The following is a 13,821-nucleotide window of genomic DNA, read 5'->3' on the forward strand; positions in this document are numbered from 1 at the left end:
TCCTTCGGCTGCGCATTGCACGACAATGCGAGAAGAGATGCAGCGGAATTTCGCCGTCGCTCCGCTGCGGCCCTCATCTCTGCCAAATCCGCCCATGGCTAGTGGGCAAGTTCGTTCTTGTAGAAGGCACCACCCTTCATGATCGCCTGGAAGGCTTTGCCTTCGTTGCCGAGCAGAGAGATGTCCTTTAGCGGATCGCCGTCGATGACAATCATGTCGGCGTAGGCGCCAGCGGCAATGGTGCCGACCTTGCCAGGCATCAAGCATAGTTCAGCCGCGTTAAGAGTGGTCGAGCGGATCACTTCGATGGGCGGCAGCGCCTCGGCCCGGATGTTGAATTCCAGGTTCTGGTAAGGGTGAAGGAAGCCGAGATGATCCGAGCCGTGACAGATCTTCACACCCGCCTTGTGCATGATCTCAAGCGATTCCGGTCCACGATCGCGCACCCACTTCAGGCGCTCGACGGCGCCCGCGTCCAATCCCAGTCGATCGGCTTCGACGATTTGCGCCTCGTAGGCGCTGATCGTCGGTGTCGAATAGGCCCCCTTCCCGGCCATGATCGCGGCCGTCTCAGGGGTGATCAGCGTGCAGTGTTCGATCGACTTGATTCCGCAGGCCAGCGCGCGCGCTATCGACTCGTCGGAATGGGCGTGCACGCAGACATAGGTCTTGGCATTGTCCGCCTCCTCCTGGAAGGCGCGAAGTTCGTCCATCGAATAGGCATTCCATGAGCGTGGCATCCGCAGCTGCGCCGCGCCACCGCCAGCCATCACCTTGATGAACTGACCGCCCTTACGGATCTCCTCGCGCGCCGCGCGGCGACATTCGTCAACGCCGTCGACGATCTTCGACACGTTCCCGAGCTGATTGTTGAAGGTCTCGGCCGAGATCAGTTCGCCGCGCTCGCGCGGATCGGTATGGCCGCCCGACTGGACGAAGGCCTTGCCGCACATGATCAGCCTAGGTCCCTCGATCAGACCGGTCTCGAGCGCATGTTTGAAGCCAAGCGTTGCGCCGCCGACGTCGCGGATCGTCGTGAAGCCGCGCATCAGCATGCCCTTGACGATCCTGGCCGCATGCAGCGCAACCAGTTCGTTGGGCATACGTGAACTGGTGGACGGATCTTCAGCCGCCGAATAGACGTGGACGTGGCAATCGATCAGGCCGGGCATAAGCGTCTTGCCCTTCAGGTCGATCCTGATGGCGTTGGTGTCCTTGATGGGCTTGTCGGAGACCTCGTCGATGATGCCTTCCGACACTCGTACGTGACGATCGTACTCGCCTTCGTCCGAGGAACCGTCAAGCACGCGTGCGTTCTCGAAAACAAATGAATCCACGGGAATCTCCTCTTCAATCATTCCTGCTGCGGCGACCTAGTACGTCGCCCGTCCACCCGACAGGTCGAAGACCGCACCGGTGGTGAAGGAGTTCTCCTGCGTCACCAGCCAACAGATCATCGACGCCGCCTCCTCCAGTTCGAGCATGCGCCCGCGCGGGATTTTGCCGAGGATATAGGCTATGTGCTCGGGCGCCTGGGCCATTGCTCCCGATGTCCTTGCGACGGCCGGCGTCACGCAGTTGACCGCGATATCGCGACCAGCCAATTCCTTGCCAAGCGACTTTGTCAGCGCAATCACGCCGGCTTTCATCGAGGAGTAGGCGACTGCGTTGGGATTGCCTTCCTTGCCGGCTATGGAGCTGAGATTGACGATACGTCCGTAGGCCTTCTCCATCATGTGCGGCACGATGGTACGGCAGCAGTGGAAGGTGCCGTTGAGACCGACCTGGACCACCTCCGCGAACGCTTCCGGCGGATACTCCCAAGTCGGCATGTTAGGGCCGACAAGAGCGGCATTGTTGATCAGGATGTCGATCCTGCTGTAACGATCGAGCGTCGCCTTCGCCGCCGCCTCTACCGATGCAAGCACGCCGATATCGGCCGTCAGGCACTGCACGCGGTCGGGCTGTCCGATCTTGTCGGCGCAGGCATTCAGCACCGTCTTGTCGCGATCCCATATCGAAACGCTTGCGCCCGATTCGAGCATGCGCTCGACGACGGCCAATCCGATGCCCTGAGCGCCGCCCGTGACGATTGCGGTACGGCCTTCGAGATCATATCGATTCATGTGTGGACGGATCCTGACTTCTTCCGTTGGCGCCACGCTTCGCCGGACGTGAGCAATTTGATTTTGTATTGTCTTCCAGACCGGAATACGACCTTATTGAAGATACGGCGGGCAGCGCGAAGCCTTTATTGGGAACGGGCCCGTCGTGATCGGCGATGTGCCCGGCCGGGTTGAATATTGGCGATTGCTGCTCTCCCTTGCACGAGGATCGCAGATGGTAATCGTGCAATCGAAGCATGGAGATTGGTAGCGCGTGCGTTTCGACTTGTTGTCATTGGAATTGTTCGTCGCCGTCTGTGAGGAGCAGAGCATAGCCAAGGCCGCCGACCGCGAGCACATAGCCGCGTCGGCGGTCAGCAAGCGCATTTCCGATCTCGAAGCCCGGTTGAAGACGCCGTTGTTCGTGCGTGGCTCAAAAGGGCTGGAACTGACTGCAGCCGCCCATTCTATGCTGCACCACGCCCGCGTGGTCATGCGCGACCTGCGCCAGATGGAATCGGAGCTTTCTAACCATGCCAGCGGCATGCGCGGCCATATCCGCGTCCACGCCAGCGTTTCCACCATCATCCAACACCTTCCGCGAGACCTGCGCGAGTTCCTAGCCTTGCATAAAGGCGTGCGCATCGACTTGCAGGAAGGGACCAGCCAGCAGGCCGTTGAGGCAGTGGCGGAGAACGCCGCTGACATAGGCGTGTTCGGCGGCGTCGTGCCGCGCCAGGGCCTCAAGGTCATTCCCTATCGGGTCGATCGCATTGTCGCACTGGTTCACAAGGACCACCCGCTGGCGGATCGCGAGATCGTCAAATTTGCCGAATTCACCGATTTCGACCTCATCGGGCCAATGAAGGGGTCTTTCCTGGACTCGCTCGTGCTACGCGCGGCCGCCGATCTCACCCGCTCGTTGCGGATGCCGGTCCGCGTCAACGGTTTCGAGACCGTATTCAGCATGGTTGAAGCAGGGCTGGGCATCGGCCTGGTGCCGGAGAAATGCGCGGAGCGCTACGTGACCAGCGGCAACACCGTTGCCATCGTTTTTGACGAACCCTGGTCCGAGCGACAGTGGAACCTCTGCGTGCAGGAAAGCCAGACCATGCCGCCGTCCGTGCGCCTGCTGCTCAACCACCTCACCAACAGCGAAACCCGATAACGCTCCCTCCGCCGGTTCCTCGACCGCCTCCGGCGTCGGCGCGATGTGCCGACGCCGCTCGCCGCGCATTCGCCTATGGCGATGGACTGCTTCCGAAGGACGACTTCGAGGATGCGCACGCCACACCTATAAGACGCCGGACAGGGCGCGGGCCATGGTGGGTTGCGCTGCTGAGCGAGCTATCTGGAGAAACAGGACGTGAAAATCGCGGTACTTCCCGGCGACGGAATCGGCAAGGAGGTGACCGCCGAGGCGGTCAAAGTGTTGCGCGCACTCGCCGGCAAAGGCCTGGCCTTCGAGATGATCGAAGCCGTGATCGGCGACGAAGGCATTCAGACGGTCGGCGATGCGTTGCCACCGAAAACGCTTGAGCTCTGCCGCGAGGTCGACGCCATCCTTCTCGGGGGCACCGGCGTGCCCGCTGACGAGCATCGTCCGCCGGCCGACGGCGCCGGCAACGGTCTGTTGCGGCTCCGCCGGGCGCTGTCGCTCTATGCCAATTTCCGCCCCGTCGTGCTCTATCCCGAATTGCTCGACGCCTCCACGCTGAAGCCGGAAGTGGTCGACGGGGTCGACATGGTGATCCTGCGGGAGCTGAACGGCGATCTCTATTTCGGCGAGCCGCGCGGCATCTCGGTCAACGCGGCCAACGAGCGCGAAGGCATTAACACAATGCGCTACACCGAGAGCGAGATCGAGCGCATTGCCCACGTAGGCTTCAAGACGGCGCAGAAGCGCGGCAGGAAGCTGTGCTCTGTCGATAAGTCGAATGTACTGGAGACGATGATGCTGTGGCGCGAGGTGGTTACCCGGGTCGGCAGGGACTATCCGGACGTGGAACTGACGCACCTCTATGTCGATGCGGCCTCCATGGCGCTCATCCGCAATCCCAGGCAGTTCGACGTCATCGTCACCGGCAACGTCTTCGGCGACATCCTTTCCGATGCCGCGGCGATGCTGGCGGGCTCGATCGGCATGTTGCCGTCGGCCTCGTTGGGTGCCGGAAACAAGGGACTATACGAACCTGTCCACGGCACCGCGCCCGACATCGCAGGCCGCGACATCGCCAATCCGTTGGCGGCGATTCTCTCGGCGGCGCTGATGCTGCGCTATTCCTTCTCCCTGGAACGCGAGGCGGCACGCATCGAGGTGGCGGTCCGCTCGGTGCTTTCCGCAGGTTACCGCACCGCCGACATCATGCGGCCCGGCTGCCGCCAGGTCGGCACCAGCGAAATGGGCGACGCAGTTGTAGAGGCCCTCCTGGCCCAAACCAGCAGGCGGGCGGTCGGCTGAGCTGTCCTGCGTCCCTCGCGCGCCCGGAGAAGAGGCTGTCTCCTGCCCGGGCGTGTCCATTCAGGCTTCCTGACAGACCGAAAACCCCGACAGACATTCAACTGGAGTACGAGACCCGATGAAATTGCTGCGCTACGGCGAACCGGACGCGGAAAAGCCTGGCATTCTCGACAGCGATGGCCGGATTCGCGACCTTTCCAAACATGTCGCCGACATTGCCGGCGAGACGCTGTACCCCGATGGCCTCGACGTGCTGCGTGCGATCGATATCGACAGCCTCCCGGTCGTCGACGGCAATCCGCGCATCGGCCCTTGTGTCGCCGGCATCGGCAAATTCATCTGCATCGGGCTGAACTATTCCGACCACGCCGAGGAAACCGGCGCCACGGTGCCGCCCGAGCCGATCATCTTCATGAAAGCGACGTCGGCGATCACCGGACCGTACGATCGGGTCGAGATTCCGCGCGGCTCCGAAAAGACCGACTGGGAAGTCGAGCTTGGCGTCATCATCGGCAAAACGGCGAAGTATGTCTCCGAGGACGAGGCAATGAACCATGTCGCCGGCTATTGCGTGGTCAACGATCTGTCGGAGCGTGCCTTCCAGGCCGAACGGCAAGGCCAGTGGACGAAAGGCAAGTCGGCCGACACTTTCGGGCCGATCGGTCCATGGCTGGTCACCGCCGACGAGATCTCCGATCCACAAGCCCTGAAAATGCATCTCGAGGTCAACGGCCACCGCTTTCAGAACGGTTCGACGGCGACGATGGTCTACGGCGTGCGCTACCTGGTTTCCTATCTGTCGCATTTCATGAGCCTTCGCCCCGGCGACATCATTTCCACCGGCACCCCGCCCGGCGTCGGGCTTGGCCAGAAGCCGAATGTCTTCCTCAGGGCCGGCGACGTTATAACCCTGGGCATTGAGGGTCTTGGCGAACAGCGCCAGGAGTGCATACAGGCGTAGCGGTCCCGGCGAATGGGCGCCCAGACCGCCGATTTCGAGACCTAGCGGAGCAGGCATGCATTTCAATTTTTCCGACCTGAAGCCCATCGAGCGATACAAGCTCCTGTCCTCCACAATCACGCCCCGTCCGATCGCCTGGGTTTCCACGGTCAGCGAAACCGGCGAGCGAAACGCCGCGCCGTTCTCCTTCTTCAATGTCTTCGGGGAGGAGCCGCCGGTGGTCGGATTCTCGATCAATGACCGTACGCCGGGCGACCGCAAGGACACCGGCCGCAACGTCCGCGCCACTGGCGAATTTGTCGTCAATCTGGTTGATGAGGACCGGTTGCAGGCGATGAACGTCACAGCCACCGAATACGGTCCGGGCATCGATGAATTCAGCGCCTCGGGACTGACCTCCACTCCGTCGCTGTCGATCGGCGCGCCACGTATCGTAGAAAGCCCGGTATCCTTCGAGTGCAAGCTGATGCGGATCGTCGAGCTCGGTCCTTATAGGTCCCTGATCCTCGGCCTCGTGCAAGTCATGCATATCCGCGACGATTTGCTTATCGATCCGGAACGATTCTATGTCGACACGGAGAAGATGCGCATCGTCGGCCGCATGCAGGGTAACGGCTACATCATCTCCGACGACATTTTCGACGTTGCCCGCCTACTGCCCTGAGCCGCACCGGTTAGTTTGAATATGGGGAGCGGCCGCCAACGCCGCTCGTCTCTGGGATCATTCGACTGAAGCGCCGAGATTAAGCCACGGCGCTGCTTCCGCCGAAACCTTCTCATGGTTTTCGATCGCCGGCAGTTGCGCCAGCGTATCGTCGATGAAATCATTGCCCTTGAGCAAGCGGTCCCGGTCAGAATCGGAAATCTCGAACGGCACCGTACCGACCAACCGGTTCCTGAGTTCGCGCCTCTCCAGATCGACGGTGAAGCGCGATTCCTGCGGGTTCGCGGCCGCGTGCAGGCAGGCCGTCAATAGTCCTTCACTGACGGTCGCGGGAACGATGCCGTTGTTGATGCAGTTCGCTTTAAATATGTCGGCGAACATGGAGGAGATCAGGCAACGTATGCCGAACGACTTCAATGCCCAGGGTGCGTGTTCGCGCGACGAACCGGAGCCGAAATTGCGGCCGGCGATGAGGATCGTTGCCTCGTCATAAGGCTCCTTGTTGAGGATGAAATCCGGATTCAGCGTGCCGTCCGACCTATAGCGCAGGCCGTGGAACAGGAAGGGAGCCATCGCGCCGCGATCCGGCTTGCGCAGGAACTGCTGGGGATAAATCAGATCCGTGTTGACGTCGGACATCGGAAAGGGCGCGGCGATGCCGCTGTGCATGGAGATCGGTTCCATATTCGCCTCAAGTCAGTTCGCGCACGTCTGTCAGATGGCCGGCGACCGCCGCGGCCGCGGCCATGGCCGGGCTCATGAGATGTGTACGCGCACCGCGCCCCTGTCGCCCTTCGAAATTCCGATTCGATGTCGATGCGCAGCGTTCGCCGGGATTCAGGCGTTCTCCGTTCATCGCCAGGCACATGGAGCAGCCCGGCTCGCGCCAGTCGAAGCCGGCCTCGATGAAGATCCGGTCGAGGCCCTCCTGCTCCGCCTGCTCCTTGACCGCCCCCGAACCGGGCACGATCCAGGCACTCGTACCTTCGGCGACCTTACGCCCTCGCACCACAGCGGCAGCGGCGCGCAAATCTTCTATGCGGCCATTTGTGCAAGAGCCGATAAAGACGTGATCGATGCGGATATCCGCCAGCGCCTGTCCCGGCTGCAGGCCCATATAGTCGAGCGCGCTCTGGATACTCGCGCGCTCGCCCTCGTCGTCTAAGGACGACGGATCTGGCACCCTGCCGCCAATCGGCGCCGATTGACCGGGGTTGGTGCCCCAGGTGACAAAGGGCATCACATCGGACCCGGCGATTTCGACATCCCTGTCGAAAATCGCATCTGGATCGGATTTCAATGAGCGCCAGTGCTCTACCGCCCTATCCCACATCTCCCCCTTCGGGGCGTATTTGCGTCCTTCCAAATAGGCGATGGTCTTCTCGTCGGGCGCCACCATGCCGGCGCGCGCGCCGCCCTCGATTGACATGTTGCACAGCGTCATGCGCTGCTCCATGGTCAGGGCGCGGACCGCCTCCCCCTGATACTCGATGACATGGCCGGTGCCACCCGAAACGCCGATCGTGTGCAGGATCGACAGGATCAGGTCCTTCGCCGTCGCGCCGGGAGGCAACTCGCCCTTGACGTTGACCCTCATCGACCTGGACTTGCGCTGCACGATGGTTTGCGTCGCCAGCACATGTTCGACCTCGGAGATGCCGATGCCAAAGGCGAGCGCCCCGAAGGCGCCATGGGTGGAGGTGTGGCTGTCGCCGCACACCAGCAGCGCGCCCGGCAGGACGAAGCCGAGTTCCGGCCCGATTACGTGGACGATGCCCTGGCGGCGGTTGCCCACCGAATAAACGTCAATGCCGGCCTCCCTGCAATAGGCCTCGATGTCCTCGACCATCTTGCGGGCGTCCTCGTCCTCGTAGGCAACCCCGTTGATGCGGGGCGTAGTGGGCACGACATGATCGGCCACACCGATCGTCAGATCGGGGCGGTGGACTTTGCGCCCGTGCGCGCGCAGGCCCGAAAAAGCGTAGGTCGCCACACCTTCGTGGACCAGGTGCCGATCGACGAAAAGCATGGCCCTGTCGTCGCTCAGTGGCTTGACGACGTGCGCGTCCCAGATTTTCTCATACAATGTCTTCGCCATGGTGACCTCTTCGCGGCAGCGCCTGGTTGCCTGCCGCGGACACTCGCCGGACGGCGCATGCGACTGGATACCAGACACTCGCCGTTGCCGAGACCGGGGGGTCAGGCCGCCTGCAATCTAGGAGCGCGCCCGGACGTCTTGAAGGCTCGTTTCGCCATGGCTCCGTCGCGAACGACGATGGGGACAGCGGAGCGGACCGCGCCTTGGACGGCATTACGGCAAGGTCGGCTCGAGTGCGGCTTGTCAGGCAAGGCGTATATCGGGCCAATCGACGATCCGGACCGTGGCCTGCGATGCTGCTCACCTTCCTGCACGGAACAAAAAATACGATTTCAAACGCCCAGATGATCGAGCAGACTTTGTTCCTCGTCGGCCATCTGCTGGCTCGTCAGTTCTCTGACGATTTTCCCGTTCTCGATCATGTAATATCTGTCCGCGACCTCCGCCGCGAACTGAAGATTCTGTTCGACGAGTAGAATCGTCAGCCCCGTCGACTTGATGTCCTTGATCATCGCGCCGATCGCATCGACGACGACGGGGGCGAGGCCCTCGGTCGGCTCGTCAAGGAGCAGGAAGGACGCCCCCATATAGAGAGGGCGTGCGATCGCAAGCATCTGTTTCTCTCCTCCGGAGAGGGACGCCGCTTTCTGCAAGCGCCGTGCCTTGAGAACCGGGAAATGCTGGTAGATCCGCTCAAGTGGCCATCCCGTGGACCCGTTCGGCCGGCCGACGGTCAGATTCTCATAGACGTTCAACGTCGAAAATATGCCGCGATCCTCAGGGACGAACCCGACGCCCATCCTGCAAATGCTTTCGGGCGACAGGCCGATGATCTCCGAGCCGCCGAAACGAATGCTTCCTGTCCGCCGCGGGATGTCACCGATGATGGATTTCAGCAGCGTAGTCTTGCCAGCGCCGTTGCGCCCTACCAGCGTCACCACCTCGCCTGCATCAACCGACAGCTCGACGCCCTGCAAGATATGGCTTTCACCATAGAAAGCATCGAGATTTCTTATCTCCAGCATGTTCAATGACGTTTTCCCAGATACGCTTCGATCACGCGGTTGTCCTTTCGGACGTCGTCGTAGCGCCCGCGGGCAAGGAGTGCCCCCTGCTGCAGCACGATGATTTCGTCGGCGACGTCCGCGATGACTCCAAGGTTGTGCTCCACGACGATGATCGTGCGCTCGGCGGACAACTGAGCGATCAATTCAGTCGTGCGTGAGACGTCCGTGGTCGTCATGCCGGCCGTCGGTTCATCGAGGAGAAGAATCGCCGGATGCGCGGCCAGGGAAATCGCGAGTTCCAGAGCGCGTTTGCGCCCGTAGGAAAGGTCACTGGCCGGCCGCTCGCGAAGAGATGTCGGAATGCCCACCTGATCCAGCAATGCATTCGCTTCCGGCCTGTGATTCTGGTGCCAGTCAGCCTTAGCAAACGCTCTGGTGCTTCCGCCCGCACGCCGTTGCACCGACAGGACGACATTGTCCATGACCGTCAGGTTGGGAAAAATGCTGGTGATCTGAAAGCTTCTCACGATTCCGCGCCGGGCGAACTGCTCGGTGCGAAGTGGAGTCATGTCTTGCCCATTGAACAGCAGACGACCACGCCTAGGTCGGTAGAAACCGCTCAGGATGTTGAACAGGGTCGTCTTGCCGGCACCGTTCGGTCCGATAATCCCGTAGACTGGTTTTTTCTCAAGTTTCAGGCTGATGTCGTTGATGGCGGTGAAGCCGCCGAAGCTCATGGTGACGGACTGGAGCTCAAGCAACGGCACGTCTGACGAACCTGCCCTGCGGCCGGAATTACTAACGCCAGTTTCAGGCATCGGCCACGTCTCCGGTTGTTGCGATACGGTTCGGTTTCGCAGCGAGGAGTTCATCTCTTGCCGCGATATCGGACGGCGCAGCGCGGTCTACCGAATGATGCACGATCTCGCCGAGTATTCCGCGCCGGAACAGGAGCACGACGGCCACGAATAGAAGACCGAGGAACAGGCTGCCGTTGTCCGTGATCGACGACAAGGTATTGCGCATCAGCAGGACGATGGCGCTACCGAGGAACGGGCCGAAAATGGTACCCGCCCCACCGAGAAGTGTCATCATGACAGGCTCTCCCGAAGCGCGCCATGACACCATTTCAAGCGTAACGAACTGATGATTGAGCGCATAGAGAGCACCGCCGATCGAGCATACCAGGGCGGAAGTCACATATGCCTTTACCCGCAAGCCGTAGACGCTGTAGCCAACGCTCATCATTCGCTGCTCGTTTTCGCGGGCGCCGAGGAGCGCAAGGCCGTAGGGCGATTTGAGAAGTCGAAGGATGACGAAAATCACCAGTGCCACGGCGGTGAGGCAGACATAGTAGAATATCCTGTCGTCCTTCAGGTCCAGGCCCAGGAGTGTTGGACGAACCAATCCATGCAGCCCGTCCTCGCCTCCAGTATAGTCCGGAAATTGATTGACGATGAAGTAAACGATCGACGCCAATGCGAAGGTGATCATGGAGAAATAGATCCCTTTTTTCCTCGCGACGATGAAGCCAAAAAGGAGGCCGACAATGGTACTCACGACAATGCCACCGAGCAGCGACAGCAACATCGGAGCCCCGAACTTGACCATCAGGATCCCGGTGACGTAGGCGGACGCGCCCCAGTAGGCCGCCTGCCCGAAGGAAAGCAGTCCGCCGATTGCAAACAGCAGATCGAAGCCGACCGCGAACAGTCCCCAGAGAATGATGTCCGTTGCAAGGACCGGATAGACCAGCCAGGGAAGCACGAGCGCCGCCGCCAGCGCAACGAGCGCTGCGGGCCGGCTCATAAATACCCGCCGCGCGCGTTCGGTCATCGGCGTATAGTGCAGCGCAAAATGCGAAATATCGATGCCCTGGAAAATTCCGCCGGGCCGCACCAGAAGCACGACGAGCATGAGTATGTATATGACCGCAGAGGCCGCGGGCGCATAGAAGATCGCAGCGATGGCTGAGACGAGCCCCGACGCGAACCCCATGATCGCCGAACCGGCAATCGAGCCCATGCCGCCGGCAACGACCACGGCGAAGACGAAGTTGATCATCTCCTGCCCCATGAACGGCGACACATTGCGCATCGGAGCGGAAAGCGCACCCGCCAGCCCTGCCAGGGCGGACGCGAAGAAGAAGGTGCCGGAAACGAGAAGAGGCACGTTTCCCCCGAAGCATTTGAGGAGATTGGGCCGCTCCGATGCCGCCCGGATCAGCGCTCCCAGCCGCGTCCGCTCAAGCGCGAAATACGTGCCCAGGCATAGAAGTACCGACACCACGACAACGAAAAGCCGATATTTCGGATATGAGGCGAAGCCGAGGCTAACCGCGCCCTTGAGCATGTCCGGCACCAGATAGGGCGCCGAGGTGACGCCGTAGAATATTCGGACGACGTCCTCGATGATCAGCGACAGACCGAAGGTCAGTATCAGGATATAGGCGAGATCCAGACCATAAAGCCGACGGATGAGCAGCCGCTCCATGATCACGCCGAACACCCCGACCAGAACGGCCGAAACAAGGAAGCCCAGCCAGAGCGAAATCCCGAGATGCGATCCCAGTATCACCGCGATGATCGCGCCCAGCATGAACATGGCGCCGTGCATGAAATTGACCACGCGCATCATCCCGAAGATGATACTCATGCCCAGGCTCATCAACGCCAGGATGCCTCCTGTCACAAGTCCGTTGAAGAGCAAAATCGCATAGTAGGACATTGGCCGGCCTCGGTTGCGTTGCGGATGAACGCACCCCGCCTCCGGCGATCAGCCGGTGGCGGGCTGCCTGGTTCTTCCGCTACCAATCGTGCTTGCAGGTGCTTTCTGCTTCCGGGTAATAAGCCTCGTCACCCGGAACCGACCCGACGATGGTGAAGAAATCGCTATCGTTCTTGACCTCGGATGCTGGCTTGACCTGGCCGATAAAGGTACGCTTCACCACAAGATGGTCGCGCTTGCGCATCAGAGCGTCCTTGGTGAACATGTCGCTGAAACGCCGGCCCTCCAGGGCTTCCGTCACCTTGTCGGGATCGTCCGTGCCCAGTTCCTGCACTGTCTTCAGTACCTGATAGACGGCGGAATAGTTGCCCGCGTGTATGTCGCCAGGATAGAAGTTCAGCTTGTCGTGGAAGCGTTTCGCGAATTTTCGGGTTTCATCGTCCAGATCCCAATACCAGATCAGAGCGGCGTTCACGCCAGCCCAGGTGTCCGGCCCAAGGGCCTTCACGTCGGACAGGTTCAACTGGCCTGGGACGATCTTGATGCCGGCATCCATCAAGCCGAATTCCCGTGCCTGCTTGACCGCGTTGCGCAGATCCTGACCGGATTCGAGGATGCCGATGGCCTCGGCCCCGGCCGCCTGCGCCTTGAGCAGATAGCTTGAGAAATCATCGTTCGGGAACGGCACCATATCCACCCCGACAACCTCGCCACCATTGTCCTTGACGGCCTTGGAGAATGAATCCAACAGCGACTTTCCGAAGGCAAAATCGGCCGTGATGAAATACCATTTCTTGGTGCCGTCCTGGGTCATCTTCTTGACCGGCGCCGACATGGCCGAGGTATCGTACCCGTAGTGCCAGGTGTATTTGCCGCAGGCTTCATTGGTCAGCGCCGTGGTTCCCGGGCTGACGAAGGTCGTCAGAATGTGCCTTTCGTTGGCGAGCTTGGCGATGGCGATGGCGGCAGCGGAACTCGAGACGTCGGTGATGAGATTCACACCCTGAGAATCAATGATCTCGCGCGCCTTGTTGACCGAGAGCGCCGGATCGAGCTTGTTGTCGACGACGATGACGTTGATCGGCACGCCGTTGACCTTTCCGCCGAAATCGTCGACAGCCATCTTTGCGAATTCGACGTCACCAGGTCCAGATGTCTCCGAATAGACCGAAGAAAGATCAGTCAACATCAGAATATTGAACTGCTTGCTTTTCATCTGGGCGGACGCCGGGATAACGCCGACGGCAGTGGCAGCCGCCAGAAGACCAGCGGCGGCCAATGATTTTATATGCATTTCGACTTCTCCTCCTTGAAGACAGGCATCCCCAGCCGTGAGCCACTCCGGTGGCCACATGTTATTGTCACTCAATTTCTAGCGGCAACGAGCGGACTGGGAGAAGTCTCATATGAGCAGCACGTCATCGCGTTTGGAGATGCACCGACGGACACGTCGATCGGCACTTTACAGCGCAACAACGTGCCGCTCTCGGCGCCGGGAAGCACGGAAGCACCCTCGTTGTTGGAATACCTTAAAGAGGAGAAATCGTCCGTCGGCGGAAAGACACCAGTCTCTCGGCTCGGCGATTCTTGGTCTGGCGCTTGGCTAGGTTCAGGACCTATTAAATTGATTTGAGATGTGATTCACAGTCTTGTTTGAGGAGGCTGTGATGAGTGATTTGTTTCTGCTGAGCGCGCGCCAGATGGCTCGGATCTCGCCGTTTTTTCCCTTGGCGCATGGCGTGCCGCGTGTTGATGACCGACGGATCGTGAGCGGGATCGTCTATGTGATCCGCAATGG

At 60.7% G+C, this 13,821-nt stretch carries 13 protein-coding genes; 5 read left to right on the forward strand and 8 right to left on the reverse strand.

Annotated elements, in window-relative coordinates; all coding sequences use genetic code 11:
- Nucleotides 1-98 precede the first annotated feature (98 nt).
- Both ABMA46_RS18465 and ABMA46_RS18470 read right to left on the reverse strand, forming a co-directional pair.
- A complete protein-coding gene (locus ABMA46_RS18465; RefSeq protein WP_349001471.1) occupies nt 99-1,337 on the reverse strand; it encodes a metal-dependent hydrolase family protein in 1,239 nt (412 codons plus the stop codon).
- 36 nt (nt 1,338-1,373) lie between these two features.
- Nucleotides 1,374-2,126, reverse strand: a complete 753-nt coding sequence (locus tag ABMA46_RS18470) for an SDR family NAD(P)-dependent oxidoreductase (protein WP_349001472.1) — start codon at nt 2,124-2,126, stop codon at nt 1,374-1,376.
- 253 nt (nt 2,127-2,379) lie between these two features.
- Here ABMA46_RS18470 and ABMA46_RS18475 point away from each other — a divergent pair, with 253 nt between their 5' ends.
- The 4 genes from ABMA46_RS18475 to ABMA46_RS18490 all read left to right on the forward strand — a co-directional run bounded on the left by ABMA46_RS18475 (nt 2,380) and on the right by ABMA46_RS18490 (nt 6,191).
- Nucleotides 2,380-3,273, forward strand: coding sequence for a LysR family transcriptional regulator (locus tag ABMA46_RS18475; protein ID WP_349001473.1), 894 nt, complete (start codon nt 2,380-2,382; stop codon nt 3,271-3,273).
- Nucleotides 3,274-3,471: 198 nt separating this feature from the next.
- The gene (gene leuB, locus ABMA46_RS18480) at nt 3,472-4,566 is read left to right on the forward strand and encodes a 3-isopropylmalate dehydrogenase (protein ID WP_349001474.1); all 1,095 of its coding nucleotides are present in this window, start codon (nt 3,472-3,474) and stop codon (nt 4,564-4,566) included.
- A gap of 118 nt (nt 4,567-4,684) precedes the next feature.
- Complete coding sequence (locus ABMA46_RS18485) at nt 4,685-5,527, forward strand: fumarylacetoacetate hydrolase family protein (protein WP_349001475.1); 843 nt, start codon at nt 4,685-4,687, stop codon at nt 5,525-5,527.
- A gap of 55 nt (nt 5,528-5,582) precedes the next feature.
- The gene (locus ABMA46_RS18490; protein ID WP_349001476.1) at nt 5,583-6,191 is read left to right on the forward strand and encodes a flavin reductase family protein; all 609 of its coding nucleotides are present in this window, start codon (nt 5,583-5,585) and stop codon (nt 6,189-6,191) included.
- 57 nt (nt 6,192-6,248) lie between these two features.
- Here the strand turns inward: ABMA46_RS18490 and leuD are convergent, their stop codons facing one another.
- From leuD to ABMA46_RS18520, 6 genes are all read right to left on the reverse strand, one after another.
- A complete protein-coding gene (gene leuD / locus ABMA46_RS18495) occupies nt 6,249-6,875 on the reverse strand; it encodes a 3-isopropylmalate dehydratase small subunit (protein WP_349001477.1) in 627 nt (208 codons plus the stop codon).
- Nucleotides 6,876-6,882: 7 nt separating this feature from the next.
- Entirely contained in the window at nt 6,883-8,289 is a 1,407-nt protein-coding gene (gene leuC / locus ABMA46_RS18500) for a 3-isopropylmalate dehydratase large subunit (protein ID WP_349001478.1), read from the reverse strand.
- Between the two features lie 332 nt (nt 8,290-8,621).
- On the reverse strand, nt 8,622-9,314 hold the full coding sequence (locus tag ABMA46_RS18505; protein WP_349001486.1) for an ABC transporter ATP-binding protein: 693 nt from the start codon (nt 9,312-9,314) through the stop codon (nt 8,622-8,624).
- A gap of 2 nt (nt 9,315-9,316) precedes the next feature.
- Complete coding sequence (locus tag ABMA46_RS18510; RefSeq protein WP_349001479.1) at nt 9,317-10,114, reverse strand: ABC transporter ATP-binding protein; 798 nt, start codon at nt 10,112-10,114, stop codon at nt 9,317-9,319.
- Complete coding sequence (locus ABMA46_RS18515; protein ID WP_349001480.1) at nt 10,107-12,023, reverse strand: ABC transporter permease; 1,917 nt, start codon at nt 12,021-12,023, stop codon at nt 10,107-10,109. Before ABMA46_RS18515 ends, ABMA46_RS18510 begins: the two co-directional genes overlap by 8 nt.
- Before the next feature lie 79 nt (nt 12,024-12,102).
- Nucleotides 12,103-13,302, reverse strand: coding sequence for an ABC transporter substrate-binding protein (locus ABMA46_RS18520; protein ID WP_349001481.1), 1,200 nt, complete (start codon nt 13,300-13,302; stop codon nt 12,103-12,105).
- A gap of 388 nt (nt 13,303-13,690) precedes the next feature.
- Here ABMA46_RS18520 and ABMA46_RS18525 point away from each other — a divergent pair.
- On the forward strand, nt 13,691-13,821 hold a 131-nt coding region (locus ABMA46_RS18525), incomplete at its 3' end, for a transposase (RefSeq protein WP_425475763.1).

The sequence above is a fragment of the Mesorhizobium hunchu genome (genome assembly GCF_040081975.1).
Taxonomy (GTDB): Bacteria; Pseudomonadota; Alphaproteobacteria; order Rhizobiales; family Rhizobiaceae; genus Mesorhizobium; species Mesorhizobium hunchu.